The organism is Oryzisolibacter sp. LB2S (genome assembly GCF_040732315.1).
Classification (GTDB): domain Bacteria; phylum Pseudomonadota; class Gammaproteobacteria; order Burkholderiales; family Burkholderiaceae_C; genus Alicycliphilus; species Alicycliphilus soli.
Genome location: NZ_CP160388.1, coordinates 2181398 through 2195254, shown reverse-complemented (window position 1 = coordinate 2195254; position 13857 = coordinate 2181398). Strand labels below are relative to the sequence as shown.

The 13857-nt window shown below is 63.5% G+C and carries 15 protein-coding genes and 1 pseudogene; 14 read left to right on the top strand and 2 right to left on the bottom strand.

Annotated features, from left to right (window positions below):
* The first annotated feature begins 175 nt into the window (after nt 1–175).
* From ABUE11_RS10355 to radC, 14 genes are all read left to right on the top strand, one after another.
* Entirely contained in the window at nt 176–406 is a 231-nt protein-coding gene (locus ABUE11_RS10355; protein ID WP_367065245.1) for a hypothetical protein, read from the top strand.
* Nucleotides 403–651, top strand: coding sequence for a hypothetical protein (locus ABUE11_RS10350; RefSeq protein ID WP_367065244.1), 249 nt, complete (start codon nt 403–405; stop codon nt 649–651). Before ABUE11_RS10355 ends, ABUE11_RS10350 begins: the two co-directional genes overlap by 4 nt.
* Before the next feature lie 3 nt (nt 652–654).
* Nucleotides 655–1098: a hypothetical protein gene (locus tag ABUE11_RS10345; protein ID WP_367065243.1), complete on the top strand. Its 444-nt coding sequence runs from the start codon at nt 655–657 to the stop codon at nt 1096–1098.
* A 22-nt stretch (nt 1099–1120) separates the two neighbouring features.
* The gene (locus ABUE11_RS10340; RefSeq protein WP_367065242.1) at nt 1121–1444 is read left to right on the top strand and encodes a hypothetical protein; all 324 of its coding nucleotides are present in this window, start codon (nt 1121–1123) and stop codon (nt 1442–1444) included.
* Nucleotides 1444–1950, top strand: coding sequence for an AlpA family transcriptional regulator (locus tag ABUE11_RS10335; protein WP_367065241.1), 507 nt, complete (start codon nt 1444–1446; stop codon nt 1948–1950). The genes ABUE11_RS10340 and ABUE11_RS10335 overlap by 1 nt, the downstream gene beginning before the upstream one ends.
* 14 nt (nt 1951–1964) lie before the next feature.
* On the top strand, nt 1965–2330 hold the full coding sequence (locus ABUE11_RS10330; protein ID WP_367065240.1) for a hypothetical protein: 366 nt from the start codon (nt 1965–1967) through the stop codon (nt 2328–2330).
* A gap of 14 nt (nt 2331–2344) precedes the next feature.
* Nucleotides 2345–5248, top strand: a complete 2904-nt coding sequence (locus ABUE11_RS10325; protein WP_367065239.1) for a DUF927 domain-containing protein — start codon at nt 2345–2347, stop codon at nt 5246–5248.
* A 1169-nt stretch (nt 5249–6417) separates the two neighbouring features.
* A complete protein-coding gene (locus ABUE11_RS10320; protein WP_201395678.1) occupies nt 6418–7776 on the top strand; it encodes a site-specific integrase in 1359 nt (452 codons plus the stop codon).
* Nucleotides 7777–7842: 66 nt separating this feature from the next.
* Complete coding sequence (locus ABUE11_RS10315) at nt 7843–8187, top strand: type II toxin-antitoxin system RelE/ParE family toxin (RefSeq protein ID WP_201395677.1); 345 nt, start codon at nt 7843–7845, stop codon at nt 8185–8187.
* Entirely contained in the window at nt 8168–8485 is a 318-nt protein-coding gene (locus ABUE11_RS10310) for an addiction module antidote protein (RefSeq protein WP_201395676.1), read from the top strand. The genes ABUE11_RS10315 and ABUE11_RS10310 overlap by 20 nt, the downstream gene beginning before the upstream one ends.
* 169 nt (nt 8486–8654) lie before the next feature.
* Complete coding sequence (locus ABUE11_RS10305; protein ID WP_201395675.1) at nt 8655–8972, top strand: helix-turn-helix transcriptional regulator; 318 nt, start codon at nt 8655–8657, stop codon at nt 8970–8972.
* Nucleotides 8965–9990: an AAA family ATPase gene (locus ABUE11_RS10300; protein WP_201395674.1), complete on the top strand. Its 1026-nt coding sequence runs from the start codon at nt 8965–8967 to the stop codon at nt 9988–9990. The genes ABUE11_RS10305 and ABUE11_RS10300 overlap by 8 nt, the downstream gene beginning before the upstream one ends.
* Nucleotides 9968–12478, top strand: coding sequence for a S8 family peptidase (locus ABUE11_RS10295; RefSeq protein WP_367065238.1), 2511 nt, complete (start codon nt 9968–9970; stop codon nt 12476–12478). The genes ABUE11_RS10300 and ABUE11_RS10295 overlap by 23 nt, the downstream gene beginning before the upstream one ends.
* A 324-nt stretch (nt 12479–12802) precedes the next feature.
* Nucleotides 12803–13312: a DNA repair protein RadC gene (gene radC / locus ABUE11_RS10290; RefSeq protein WP_201395672.1), complete on the top strand. Its 510-nt coding sequence runs from the start codon at nt 12803–12805 to the stop codon at nt 13310–13312.
* Nucleotides 13313–13343: 31 nt separating this feature from the next.
* On the opposite strand, the pseudogene ABUE11_RS10285 reads toward radC, so the two are convergent.
* Both ABUE11_RS10285 and arsC read right to left on the bottom strand, forming a co-directional pair.
* A pseudogene (locus ABUE11_RS10285) lies at nt 13344–13439 on the bottom strand (arsenical resistance protein ArsH); the annotation flags it as partial.
* Nucleotides 13432–13854 (bottom strand): arsenate reductase (glutaredoxin), encoded by a 423-nt coding sequence (gene arsC, locus ABUE11_RS10280; protein WP_201395671.1) that lies wholly within the window; start codon nt 13852–13854, stop codon nt 13432–13434. The pseudogene ABUE11_RS10285 and the gene arsC, both read right to left, overlap by 8 nt.
* Nucleotides 13855–13857 lie beyond the last annotated feature (3 nt).

Below are 13857 nucleotides of genomic sequence, written 5' to 3'. Positions count from 1 at the left end.
GTCACGTCTGGATTTCTGCAAATACGGCGCTGTGCCGTGTTTCATGGTTTCGGGCGGGATGGCCAGTCTGGTAACACCTGGCGCACGTCTTTGCGCGTGTTTTGAACATCCCGTCCACCTGCTGCGCTTCAAAACGTGGCCGGTGGTTTCAAGTCTCGCAAAGGAGCATGAAACCATGTCCATGGTGATCCACCTGGCCAGCCGCACGGCTGCGCCGCATCGGCCCGAGCTGGCCACAGCCCACGACCCCGTTCGACTGCATGCCGAGGCGCATAACGCGCTGTCCATGGCCCTGCACTACCTGCGCGAGCCCCAGGACAACACCCGCAGCGCCATGCGCAAGGCCGTGCAGGCCCTGGCCGCGCTGCGCCGCCTTGATGTCCTGCTGCAAAGGGGGGCGGCATGAGCGGAATAACCTTTACCCGTCGCGTTGATGGCGACTTTGGCCGCGTGCGCGAGTCGTCCGCAACGCTGCCCAGCGGTGAGTTTTTGACCATCGGCGCCAGCCTGCACAGTGATCGCATTGATCTGGGATTGATGGGCGACATGGCGCAATGTTGGATGGTGTTCACCGTCGAGCAAGCGCGCAGCGTGGCCGCTGAATTGGTGGCCTGTGCCGATGCGCGCGATGCGGCGCAGGGGAGGGCCTGAGCTATGGCGCGCACGGCAAAACCTACAGCACCCGACGCACTTGCGCGCGGGCCGGTCAACAAGGTTGGCACATCGCCCATCTTTGGCAAGGCGGCCGCCCTGGTGCTGGCCCGGCAGGGGCTTGCCCTGGTGGCTCACAGCCTGCGGCGGCTTGCCGACGAGCGGGCCGATCTTGATCGCCAGGGGCAATGGGACGATGCAAACCTAGGTTGCGCGCTGGCGCTGGAAGTAGTTGCGGACCGTGTTGCCGTTCTGCTCAGTGCCCCACCAACGGAGACCGGCGCGGCCGTGTCGGAGTGGTACCGATTGGGCGCTGTCGTGGCGCTGGCCGCGCGCAGCTACAGCCAGCCGAAAAGCTTCTACGGGCTTTGCCTCGCGGCCCTGGTCAATCACTTTGAGAGCCTGCCCGAGTTGTGGGTCGTGGTTGAAGTGCCGAGAAGATCGTGAACGTGCAGCGAAGGGATATGCCATGAACGAACCAACATCCGTCATCGGGGCTGTCGGCTACCTGGCTGAACGTTGGCCCAATTTGAACGCAGCCGGGCCGGCCGTCATCGTCAACCCCGCCGCATCGCCGGCCGATGTGCTGGCCTGGTGCTGGGGCGAGGTGCAAAGCCTGGCGTGTGCAGCAGAGGCCATTTCAGCGTCACGAAACGGATGCGATGCCGCCGAGTTTGGCGCCGTCTTTGTGCACCGTCTTGGGCCGCTGTCGCGGGTCATGGAACGGGCCGTCACGGCGCTTTCGCAGCAGCCGGCGCATTTGGCGTCACCGGGTAACAAGGCGGGCGAGTAATGGCGGGCAAGTCTGCTGCATCGCGCCGGGCCACGTGGGTTTCGGCGGTGCGGCGGACCGTGTTCCTTGCTCATGGCGCCGCGTTGGGTTGCAAACGCGTGGCATTTGCGTGGCAAACGTGCTGCGCGCTCGCCACGGGTGCGGCCGATCTTCACTCTGTGCGGACGCAGACGCACGCATGCCACGCAAGTGCCACGCGACTTTTTAGCGTGGCATGTCCGACAGTCCTTTCACGCCCGCCGATCCATGTTGGATGTGCGGGAGCTTCAACGGAAAGGAAATCACCGATGCAAGTAGTCCACCAATCCCGCCCGGTCGTCCCGCGTGACCGCCTGGTGCGTTTGCCCGAAGTCGAGGGAATGACGGGGTGCAAGAAGTCCACCATCTATCAGCTCATGAAAGACGGTAAGTTCCCCCGTAGCGTGCGCCTGTCTGCGCGCCACGTGGCTTGGCCAGAGACTGCGGTGTTGCAGTGGGTACAGGACCGCATCGCGGAGGTGCAGTAATGCGCGCCGGGTCCATGAATGCCATGCAGCGCGCAGCGCATCGTATGGCCTGGAACAGTGCCGCCCGCCGTGAGTTCGACGTGCTGGGGTTGCCCCACCTTGCCCCGGAGCAGCTTCAAGAGGCACAGCACAAGGCGCGCTCGCCCTGGCTCAAGGCTGAATATGACGCGACGAAGTGCCTTGAGGCTTTGCGCACCCATCTGCGCACCAATCTGCACACGTGTGCACAGCCGGACCCCAGCGAGGCATTGCGGCTGCTGGATAGGCTCGCCCGGGCAATTTCTGAGGCCGATCATCACGCAAGTGCAATCCGTGCGCTCGTTATCTTGGAGCTCGATTACCTGCGGCCCCTGTGCTTTGGATTTGAGCCGCGCGGTTGAGAGACAGAAAAAGAATGACAACTCCCATTACGCCCGATCTGATCCGCGCCGCCCTTGGACACATCCCTGCAAACCTGCCGCGTGATGAATGGGCGCGGGTGGGGATGGCGATCAAAAGCGAATACCCCGACGAAACAGGCCGGGAACTGTTCGACGGTTGGAGCGCCACGGCAGACGGATACGATGCCAGCGCCACGGCCAGCACCTGGCGCAGCATCAAGGCGGGCGGCGGCGTGACGGTGGCCACGCTGCTGCATATTGCCAAGCAGCACGGGTTTGAACTTCCCAAGGCTGGCAAAGCGCCGGCCGCGCCCAGCGCTGCCGACCAGGCCCGGCGAGATGCCCAGCGCCAGCAGGCTGCACGGGCTGACGCCCAGCGCCAGCAGGCAGCGCACGCGGCCGCCGCCGATTCGGCCCGCGCCCTGTGGGAGAGTGCCAGCCCCACGGGCGCAAGCCCCTACCTCGCACGCAAGAACGTGCAGCCCTACGGCCTGCGCTTCCTGGCCGATGAAACGGCGCTGGTTCCCATGAGGGATGCCGCTGGCGTGCTGTGGAACGTGCAACGCATTGCCCCCGAGCGCCCCGCCAATGGAACGGACAAGCTGTTTCAGAAGGGCGGGCGCAAGTCGGGGCTGTGGCACATGCTGGGCGAGCCCGGCCAGGCGCCGGCCGTGGTGCTGGTGGGCGAGGGGTACGCCACATGCGCCAGCCTGCATGAAGCAGGGCAATGTCTCGGAGGCTGGCCCGTGGCTGTGGCCTTCGACGCGGGCAATCTGTCGCACGTGGCCCGTGAACTGCGGCGCCTGTACCCTGCTGCCTTGCTGGTGCTGTGCGGTGACGACGATCGCGTCACCGAGGCGCGCACCGGCACCAACACCGGCCGCGTGAAGGCCGAAGCCGCCGCCCGTGCTGTACAAGGGCTGGCGGTGTTTCCTGTGATGCCGGCCGACGACGATGCGCCCGGCAATGTGGACTTCAACGACTTGCACCAGGCGCAGGGCCTGGACGCCGTGTGCCAGGCGGTGCGGGCTGTGATAGACGCCCACCAGGCTGACACCGATGCAGCCGCGGCCGCAGGCCAGTACTTCCCGCCCGCCACGCCTGCCACGCCTGCCGGCGCCGATGCCGGCGAGGTACACGACCCCTTCACTGTGGATGATGGCGGCGTGTACTACCACGGCCGTGGCCGCGACGGCGAGCCGCTGCGCCCGCTGTGGCTGTGCTCGCGTCTTGATGTGTCGGCCCTGACCCGCGACCAGGACGGAAACGGCTGGGGCTACCTGCTGCAATTCGCTGACCCGCTGGGCCGTTCCAAGCAGTGGGCCATGCCCTCGCGCATGCTGTCTGGCGATGGTGGCGAGTACCGCGCGGCGCTTCTGAATATGGGACTGCGCATCGCCACATCGCCCACGGCGCGTAACCGCCTTACCGAGTACATACAGACCCGCCGCCCGAGTGAGTTTGCAAGCTGCACTGATCGCATCGGCTGGCACCCTACCGAGGGCGGCGCCGCCTACGTGCTGCCGCACCAAACCATAGGCGACGATGCCGAGCGCATCGTGTTTCAGTCTGACAGCCAGATGGAAAACACCTTTCGCGTGCGCAAGGATGTTGCGGCCTGGCGTGATCGCATCGGCGCCCTGTGCGCTGGCAATAGCCGCTTGGTGTTCGCCGTGTCCTGCGCCTTCGCTGGCCCGCTGCTGCGCCCGGCGAGCATGGAAAGTGGGGGCTTTCACCTGCGCGGCGACAGCAGTAGCGGCAAGACAACCGCGCTACGTGTGGCCGCAAGCGTGAACGGCGGCCCGAGCTACATGCAACGCTGGCGCACCACCGATAACGCCCTGGAGGCCATTGCCGCACAGCACTGCGATGCGCTGCTGATACTTGACGAGCTGGCGCAGGTTGACGGCAAGGTGGCCGGCGAGTGCGCCTACATGCTGGCGAATGAGCAAAGCAAAGCGCGCGCTACGCGTGGTGGTGCGCCACGTGCCCGCCTGTCCTGGCGTCTGCTGTTCTTGAGTGCTGGCGAGCTGGGGTTGGCTGACCACATGGCCGAGGGCATGAAGCGCGCCCGCACCGGCCAGGAGGTGCGCATGGCCGACATACCCGCCGATGCTGGCGCTGGAATGGGCGCCTTTGAGCACATTCATAACCACGCCAGCCCGGCCGCGTTTTCCAGCCATTTGACCCGCGAGGCGCCGGCATGCCACGGCGCCCCGGGGCTGGCCTTCATTGAGTGGGCCTGCGCCCATTGGGCCACGCTGCCGCGTCGCTTGCGCGATGGCGTGCAGGCACTGACGGCCCAATGGCTTCCCGAGGGCGCATCGGGCCAGGTGCAGCGGGTTGCGGCCCGCTTCGCCTTGGTTGCCATGGCGGGCGAGCTGGCGACCGAAGCCGGGTTAACCGGCTGGGATTCCAGTGAATCGGAATGGGCTGCGCGTGCGTGCTTTGACGCGTGGCTCGCGGCCCGAGGTGGCGCCGGCAATGGCGAGGTGCGCAACATGCTGCGCCAGGTGCGGCGCTTCCTTGAGGCGCACGGGGAGGGCCGCTTTACCTGGTGGCACAGGGCGTCAGATGACCACAATGCCAAGACGCTACACCGGGCGGGGTACAGGCGCATGCTGAACGAGCATGGCGAGCCCATCAAGAGCAACGGACAGCACCTAAGCGAGTTTGGCGAAAAGATGCCCGTCGTCCTGGGGGAGGGCGTCAGCGTGGAGTACTTCATTCTGCCCGAGGTGTTCCGGTCCGAAGTCTGCCAGGGCTTCGACTATCAAGCTGTGTGCCGCGTCCTGTTGGAGCATGGCGCCCTTGTGCCTGGTGCTGGCCGTGCCTTCGACTGCCGCCAGCGCCTGCCGGGCCATGGCTTGGCGAACTGTTACCGCATCGCACCCGCCCTGTTTGAGTTGGACATGTAGCGGCCGACCAGGCCGGGCATGCACACGCGAGTACAGCGCCAGCGCCTGGGGCAACGGCCGTTTACTACTCGGTGGCCCGAGTGCACGGCCTGGCCGTGCGTTGCCGGGCGCCTGGTGGGGCGCGGAGCGGGGGCGTCCTTCGCGCCAAAATCAGGCCGATCAATTCTCCAGACTGTGCAACATGGGCGCGGGCCATGCTTCTCACGTGCGATGCCCGCCGATGGCCTTGCATCGTGCGCGCTTCCCGCATATGTGCAAATGCCGTCCATTTCTCCCGTGTTTGTTCACATTGCCCGCGTGAGTGAGAACAGGGTGAGAACAAGAAAACCCAGCATTCATGCGGTTGTCTCACTGTTCACACTGTTCACACGCAAAAACGCGCCCCCCCGAAGGGTTGCATTGATGGCTTGTCAGTGCATAGGCCCTACTTTGCCCGGGAATGTGCATGTGGCGCTCGCTGTGCGCCGGCTGTCGGCTGTCCGAACTGCTGCGGCTGGTGCCCTCGCAAGGCGCTTTGCCGTGCCGCGCCTGGTGCTGTGGCCTGGCGTCCTGTCGGTGTTGTTGGCTAGGCGACTGAGGGCGCAGGCGGGGCGCTGATGCTGCCCGTGGACTGTGGCCTGCTGTGGGCGCATAGCGCATGACAAGCGGGGCCAGTGCGCCGCGCCGGCCGGCATGGGATAGGGGGGGCTAAAAGTCCACCCGCACCCCCCGGAAACCGACCGGTTCCTCTAATTTTTGTGTGCGCAGGTTTTGGGGGGTGGGGGTATTGGTTGCGGCGGGCGATGTGCCCCCAGTTTCACGATTGATGCCCCCGAATGTGCCCCCATATGCCCCCGGATTGCGGCGCACTTCTATGCGCCGATGCGCACGACACAGCAAGGCGCTACAGAGGGGGAAAAGAAAAAGCCGCACGTTCTGGGAACTGTGCGGCCTTGTCTTTGGTGCCCGGGGCCGGAATCGAACCGGCACGCCTTGCGGCGGGGGATTTTGAGATTGAATCCCGAGACTAGCATGAGACTACGCTGGAACCCGCAGAGCCTTGCTGCGCTTGGTTTTCCAAGAGGCTAGTCCCGTTTAGCCTTACGCCTAGACCAGACCGATTGCGGCAGACATTCCGATGCCGTGGCTCCTGGCTGGTTCCTGCGTTCGATCCCGAACTAGGAGGCGTCATGGCCAAGATCAAACTCACCAAATCCGCTGTTGATGCGGCGGAAGTCACCGGCAAGGACTACGAACTGCGGGACACCATTGTCCCTGGCTTTCTCTGCAAAGTGACCGCCCACGGCCGCAAGGTCTTCATGCTCCAGTACCGCACGAACTGGGGCGAGCGTCGCAAGCCGAAGATTGGCCAGTTCGGCGAGCTGACCGTCGAGCAGGCGCGGTCGATCGCGCAGGACTGGTTGGCCGACGTGCGCAAGGGCGACGACCCCAGCGCCGCCAAGCTGGCCGCGCGCATGGCCCCTACGGTCAAGGAGTTGTGCGAACAGTTCATCGAGGAATACTCCAAGCCGCGCAACAAGCCCCGGACGGTCGAATCCTACAAGGCCAACATTGATCGCTACATTCTTCCAGCCTTGGGCAAGCTCAAAGTGCCTGATGTGACGCGGGTGCACATCACAACACTGATGCGGGATATGGCGCGGATCGCCGTCACGGCCAATCGGGTTCTGGCCTGCCTGCGCAAGATGTTCAACTTGGCCGAGGTGTGGGGCTATCGGCTCGACGGTTCGAATCCGTGCCGCCATGTTCCCAAGTACCGGGAAGATGGCGAGACGCGGTACATCACCAACGAGGAACTGGCGCGTCTTTATGCCTATCTTGACCGCGCGGATGCCGAGGGGCTGGAGCATCCAACTGTGACACTGGCGGTTCGCCTGCAATTCGAGTTCTCGGCGCGTATGTCGGAAATCCGCACGCTCGAATGGGAATGGGTCGATTTCTCGAATCGCCGCGTCGTCTGGCCGGACAGCAAGACCGGAAACATTTCCAAGCCGATGAGCGAAACGGCGTATCAACTCCTGTCGAATGCCCCTCGTATCGACGACTCGCCCTATGTGTGCCCGGCCATCTTCGATGCCAGGAAGCCGTTGCCCGACAGCACTTATTACAACGGCTGGAAACGCATCCTGGGCCGCGCGGAGGTGGCGCACGTCGGAACGCATGGCATCCGCCATCGTGCAGTCACCGACATTGCCAACTCCGGTATCCCAATCAAGGTCGGTATGGCGCTGAGCGCGCACAAGACCGTCACTATGTTCATGACGTATGTACATGCGGAGGACGACCCCGTTCGGGCTGCCGCCGAGAAGGTGGCGAGCCTGCGCCGGGACGCCATCGACGGCTGGGTGCCAGCGACGCCGGCTTTCCCATTGACGACGGCCCCCGTCGGGGATGGTGAAAAGACCCGCACGAGCCAAGGCAACTATCGGCCCTATCGCCATCGCAAGAGTCCGACACGCGCCGTGCCGCCCGGCACGAAGCGGGCCGGCAAGCCGGCGTCGCAGGCATTGGAGGTGGTCGTCGGCTGAGCCACGGGAACTGACCCGCTGTTCTTTCGCTTCTTGACTTAAATTCGTATATAAACGAAAATATTCATGTACCGAATTGAGCACTACCTGACGGCCGACAGGCAAAAGGACCTCTACACCGACTGGCTGCGACGTTTGCGGGACATGCAGGCCAAGGTGGCGGTCATCCGGCGCGTGGCTCGCATCGAGCAGGGCAACTTCGGCGACCACAAGTCCTGCCGCGATGGCGTGTGGGAACTGCGCATCGACGTTGGGCCGGGCTACCGGGTGTATTACGGCCAGGCGGGCCGGCGGCTCGTGCTGCTGCTTTGTGGTGGTGACAAGCGCACGCAGGACGCCGACGTAGACCGAGCGGTGGGCTACTGGCAGGACTGGCAACGGAGATTGGATGATGAGAAGCAGACCCCATGACGAAGCGATGGCCGAGCTGTACCGCAGCGATCCGGCACTCGCACTCGAAGTCATCAACGGTATCCTGGTTGATGGTGACCAGGCCGAGCTGATGACCGTGCTGCGCCAACTCGCGCAGGCGGTCGGTGGTGTGCAGATAGTGGCCGAACAGGCGCACCTGAACCCGACACAGCTTTACCGAACGCTGTCGCCGAAGGGCAATCCTGCCCTCAACAGCTTGACCGCCATCCTGAAGGCGATGGGCCTGCGCTTGGCGGTGCAGCCGCTGGCCTCGCCGCCGTCCGCGCACGCGGCTTGATTTTCGGTAGGGAAACGTCCACCGAATTGCGTATCACTGATACGAAAATTCAGAAGCAACTGCCGTTCCTTCGTGCCCTCCATACAGTGGAGCAACAGTGGGGCAAATTCACTGATGGTAAAATTTTCTCGGATGTCCGCTCGAAGCAACCCGTGAAGAAACTGCCGCAATGAATGTAGGCCAAGCCATTCGACTGTGCCGGACGCGGCGGGGAGCATCGCAAAGTGTGATTGCGAATCGGGCCAATTGTTCTGTGTCGTACCTCTCTATGCTTGAAAACAACAAGCGCGATCCGACACTTTCGACGGTCACCAAGATTGCCGAGGCATTGCAGGTGCCCGTCGGGCTGCTGTTCGTTCTGGCGGCCGAACAGAACGAACTGGGTGCGATCGACGAGCACGTCGCCGATCAGTTGATGCAGTCTGCGCTGGAATCGCTGGGAACATCGGGCAACATGACAGCGCAGGTGGGAGGCCACTATGGCTAGTGCCGAACAACTCAAGGCGTTGGTGAAATCCCACATCGAGCGGGATGACCGGCACTTCTATTCCGTTGCCATGCAGGTTGCTGCCCGGGAAGCCAAGGTGGGCCACGGCAAGCTCGCCCAAGAACTGCGCGACATGATCGACGCGGCTAAGGCACGGGTCTCACCGGCTGATGTGGCGGGAAATCTTGTGCCGCTGGCGCGTCCTCGTGGCGAACTGGCGAACCTGCTGACGGTCGCCTATCCGAAGAATCGGCTGGCGGATATGGTGCTCAGCGAGGAAGTGGCCGAGCAGCTCGATCGCATACTGAAGGAGCAGAAGCACCATTCACGCATCCGCGAACACGGCTTGTCACCGCGACGCAAGCTGCTGTTGGTGGGGCCGCCCGGCACGGGCAAGACGATGACGGCCTCCGTGCTTGCGGGTGAGCTTGGCATTCCCTTGTTCTCCGTTCGGCTCGATGCGCTGATTACCAAGTTCATGGGGGAAACGGCCGCCAAGTTGCGCCAGATATTTGACGCTATCAACGAGGTTCGTGGCGTTTACTTTTTCGATGAATTCGATGCCATCGGTTCGCAGCGAGGACTCGCCAACGACGTGGGCGAAATCCGGCGGGTGCTGAACAGCTTTCTGCAGATGATCGAGAGCGATCAGTCCCATAGCCTGATCCTCGCTGCGACCAACCATGTGGAGATACTTGATTACGCGCTTTTCCGTCGATTCGACGACGTGATCGAATACCGGCTGCCGACCGGACCGCAGGCCGCCAAGCTTCTGCAGGCGCGGCTCGGGAAGTTCGCTCCCAAGCCCTTTCCGCTCAAGGCTCTCACGGCGAAGGCGGAGGGGTTGAGTTACGCGGAAATCAGGCGCGCCGTGGACGAGTCGATCAAGGAGGCGGTGATGCACGACGAGGACCGCGTGGAGACGGCCGCGCTGACGCGGGCCTTCGATGAACGCCGGAAATTCAGCATCAGAATGAAGAGGGCCATGCCGAACCATGCCGGATCAACCGCAAGCTAAGCGTCCACACCTCATTCTTCGAGACACATCACGAGCAGTTGAATTCACGGCGAAGTCTTCGCCCGTGAGGCAGATGGACGTCCCGGCTCAGCCCAGGCAACAGCATGGCGCCTCCCTTCAAGCGCAGATCGAGGACTTGAAGCCTGTAGCGGCCGAGGCCGTGCGCGTCCAGCAGGCACTGCAACTGGAAAGCGGGCTGGGCCTGCAGATCCAGTTCACCAGCCAGCCGGATGTTGCGCTGGCGTTCGAGAGCCTGGCGAATGCGACCAAAAAAATCGAACTTCTGAGCGTCCGCGAAGAAGGCAACTGCACCCTCGCCAACGTCTTTGTTCCAGACGGAAAGCTCGCGCACTTCGAGCAGTACGTAGCAGACTACCTGGCAAAGAAGAAAGGCGTCAACGATCAGGCACTCGACCATCGGAAGTTGCTCGACGCCATCGAATCCATCCGGGCAGCCGAGATCAGGGCGTTGTGGACCGATGCGCCTGAATTGCTGCCAGCCGATCCAGCCGCTGCTTTTTGGTGGGAGGTGTGGCTTCCGGTTCGAGGCGCGGGACAGCGGCAGGCTGTGGTGGAGGATTTCAAGAAGCTCGCCCGCCTGGCGGAATGCGTGGTCAGCGACAAGCAGGTCAACTTTCCTGAGCGTACTGTGCTGTTGATGTATGGCTCGCAGCAGCAGCTTTCGCGTTCGGTGATGACCTTGAACTGCGTGGCCGAGCTTCGCTATGCCAAGGAGACCGCCGAGTTCTTCGACGGCATGGATGTGGGAGAGCAGCGCCAATGGGCGGACGATCTGCTGCGGCGCGCCCAGTTGCAACCAGCGGACGATGCGCCGCGGGTCTGCCTGCTGGATTCGGGCGTCACCCGCGCGCACCCGTTGCTGGAGCCCTTGATGGATGCAGGCGACCTGCATACCGTGGAGCCTGCTTGGGGCGTGGATGACCAGGCGGATCACGGCACGGGCTTGGCTGGCCTGGCCGCCTATGGCGACCTGGCAGATGCCTTGTCTTCTGCAGACGCGATCAGCGTCCCGCATCGGCTGGAGTCGGTCAAGTTGGTTCCGGCGGAAGGCACCAACGAGGGCGATGCGCGCCACCATGCCTACCTTTTCATGGAAGGTGTCGCGCGTCCGGAAATTGCTGCTCCGGATCGCTTCCGCGTGTTCACGTCGGCCGTGACGGCTTCGGACTACCGGGATCGGGGTCGGCCCTCGTCATGGTCGGCTGCCGTTGATGGCCTCGCGGCGGATGCGGATGGCGCGGGCGAGAACCCGCGTTTGTTCGTGCTCTCCGCCGGCAACGACCGTGATACTCATGCGTGGGCCACGTATCCCGACTGCCTGGCCACCAACCTTGTGCATGATCCAGGGCAGGCATGGAACGCCATCACCGTGGGCGCTTGCACCAACAAGATCGACACGCAGGGGCATCCGTCCTTAAGGCCCATTGCGGGAGCGGGTGGCCTCAGTCCGTTCACCACCACGACGCGAACCTGGGATCGCGCGTGGCCGCTGAAGCCTGATGTGGTGCTGGAAGGTGGCAATGCGGCCAAGGATGATCGCGGCGCGTCGTGGATGACCAGCCTTAGCCTGTTGACCACCCACAATCAGCCGCAGGAGCGCTTGTTCACGACCAGCAATGCCACGAGCGCGGCATCGGCGCTGTGTGCGGGCATGGCGGCCCGGATCATGGTAGCCTACCCACATCTTCGACCGGGGACCGTACGTGCGTTGTTGGTGTATTCGGCGCAATGGAGCGATGCCATGTGCGCGATGTTCTTGCCGGCCGCGCCGAACAAGGATCACTACGTCAACCTGATCCGCCATTGCGGGTGGGGAGCACCAGACTTGGACCGCGCATTGTGGAGTGCGGGTGATTCCTTGACCCTGGTGGTTGAAGACTTAGTGCATCCTTATGCGAAGGTTCCTGGCAAGGTTGTGACGCGCGATATGAATCTGCATTCCTTGCCGTGGCCGAAAGATGAACTGGAGGCATTGCAGGACACGCCTGTTGAGATGCGCGTCACGCTTTCGTATTTCATCGAGCCCAACCCATCAGCACGGGGTGTTGCGTCGAAGTACCACTACCCTTCGCATCGGCTGCGCTTCGACGTGCAGCGTCCGCTGGATGCGTCCACCGATCAGTTCGTTGCACGGCTGAATGCCGCCGCGCAGCGTGAAGACGATGGCGATGGCGATCCGGTTAATTCTTCCGATCCGAAGTGGCTGCTGGGTGGCCAGCGGCGGCACCGCGGCTCGTTGCACCAGGACATTTGGACAGGCACGGCTGCCGAACTAGCCAGCCGTGGGTTCATCGCCGTCTATCCTTCCGCCGGTTGGTGGCGCACCCGGCCCGCACTGGAGCGCTATGCCTTGCCAGCGCGATATAGCCTCGTGATTTCAATCCGGACGCCACGGACGGACGTAGACCTCTATGCCGCCGTGGCTCAGAAGATCCCCGTGGTCAACGCTGTTGCCGTGGGAACATAAGGCACATCCCGGCGTTCCACCGTCGGGCTCGCGGGCTGCGCCCCGCGCTTCGTGCCGAATCGCGGCCATTCGGCTTTGATCCCTGACGCCTTCGGCCCTCGCGGGCCTGCGCGCTGCGCTTGCCCGAAAGCCATCTGTGTGCAGTGGGCGGGTGTGGGCGGTCTGGCTGTTCCCTTCACCGTATCACGGCGTTCTCGCCGTCAAGGGCGGCGCGCGCTTGTGCGCGCTTGCGTCCTGGCGGCCGTCTGCGACCCCTGACTGCTTGCGCTGCGCCGTGCTGGTCACGGTTCCGGGCAATTCCGCCCGAGCAACCGGAGCACGATCATGTCGCAACTGTCCTTTTCCTCGTTCGATGCCTCGTTGATGGTGCGTGACGCACAGGGGCGCTACCTGCTGGCGACAACTGACCAGATTCTGGAGGCCGCGCGCCAGGCCATCGAGCACAAGATGCGGCGCGGTGCATCGTTCAGTTCGCCGGTGGCGGTCAAGGAGTACCTGAGCGCCAAGTTGGCTGGTTTTGAGCATGAAGTCTTCGCAGTACTGTTCTTGGATACGCAGCATCGCCTGATCGAATACTGCGAGCTTTTCCGAGGCACCATCGACAGTGCATCGGTGTATCCACGCGAGCTGGTCAAGGAGGCGCTGCGGCTCAATGCGGCAGCGGTCATCGTTTCGCACAACCATCCGAGCGGCAATCCAGAGCCGAGCAGGGCCGACGAGGAACTGACCCAGCGGCTCAAGGAGGCGCTGGCGCTGGTGGATGTGCGCACGTTGGATCACATCATCGTGGCGGGCAGCAGCATCACATCGTTTGCCGAACGCGGTCTGATTTGAGCGAGGGGGCTTCGGCCCCCTTTTTGCTGCGATGGGTGGCACGCTCGGGCGCCATCAGCCGTCGGGCATCGGGTTGTTGAAACAGCGCGGTGTCGATATTGGGCAGGTCGATTCTGGATTCAGACACGGCGGCCCTCCGCGTCCACGACGGCTTCGCCATCTTCCTTGCTAAAAGCGCCGCGCTGCGGCTGGGGCAGGATGTCCAGCACCGCTTCCGAAGGTCTGCACAGCAGTGTGCCCAGCGGCGTGGCCACGATGGGGCGGTTGATGAGAATGGGGTGCTGGAGCATGAATCCGATCAACTGCTCGTCGCTCCATTTCGGGTCATCGAGACCCAGCTCCGCATAAGGCGTACCCTTCTCGCGCAGGACGGTGCGTACCGGCACGCCCATGGCGGTGATCAGCGCCGTCAACGTGGCCCGGTCGGGCGGTATCTTCAGGTACTCGATGACGACAGGCTCCTCGCCACTGTTACGAATCATGGCGAGCACGTTGCGCGATGTGCCGCAGGCGGGGTTGTGATAAATAGTGATTGGATTCATTGC

Coding starts and splice junctions, on each gene's coding strand:
- ABUE11_RS10355 (WP_367065245.1), top strand. CDS start 176: ATGTCCATGGTGATCCACCTGGCCAGCCGCACGGCTGCGCCGCATCGG.
- ABUE11_RS10350 (WP_367065244.1), top strand. CDS start 403: ATGAGCGGAATAACCTTTACCCGTCGCGTTGATGGCGACTTTGGCCGC.
- ABUE11_RS10345 (WP_367065243.1), top strand. CDS start 655: ATGGCGCGCACGGCAAAACCTACAGCACCCGACGCACTTGCGCGCGGG.
- ABUE11_RS10340 (WP_367065242.1), top strand. CDS start 1,121: ATGAACGAACCAACATCCGTCATCGGGGCTGTCGGCTACCTGGCTGAA.
- ABUE11_RS10335 (WP_367065241.1), top strand. CDS start 1,444: ATGGCGGGCAAGTCTGCTGCATCGCGCCGGGCCACGTGGGTTTCGGCG.
- ABUE11_RS10330 (WP_367065240.1), top strand. CDS start 1,965: ATGAATGCCATGCAGCGCGCAGCGCATCGTATGGCCTGGAACAGTGCC.
- ABUE11_RS10325 (WP_367065239.1), top strand. CDS start 2,345: ATGACAACTCCCATTACGCCCGATCTGATCCGCGCCGCCCTTGGACAC.
- ABUE11_RS10320 (WP_201395678.1), top strand. CDS start 6,418: ATGGCCAAGATCAAACTCACCAAATCCGCTGTTGATGCGGCGGAAGTC.
- ABUE11_RS10315 (WP_201395677.1), top strand. CDS start 7,843: ATGTACCGAATTGAGCACTACCTGACGGCCGACAGGCAAAAGGACCTC.
- ABUE11_RS10310 (WP_201395676.1), top strand. CDS start 8,168: ATGAGAAGCAGACCCCATGACGAAGCGATGGCCGAGCTGTACCGCAGC.
- ABUE11_RS10305 (WP_201395675.1), top strand. CDS start 8,655: ATGAATGTAGGCCAAGCCATTCGACTGTGCCGGACGCGGCGGGGAGCA.
- ABUE11_RS10300 (WP_201395674.1), top strand. CDS start 8,965: ATGGCTAGTGCCGAACAACTCAAGGCGTTGGTGAAATCCCACATCGAG.
- ABUE11_RS10295 (WP_367065238.1), top strand. CDS start 9,968: ATGCCGGATCAACCGCAAGCTAAGCGTCCACACCTCATTCTTCGAGAC.
- radC (WP_201395672.1), top strand. CDS start 12,803: ATGTCGCAACTGTCCTTTTCCTCGTTCGATGCCTCGTTGATGGTGCGT.
- arsC (WP_201395671.1), bottom strand. CDS start 13,854: ATGAATCCAATCACTATTTATCACAACCCCGCCTGCGGCACATCGCGC.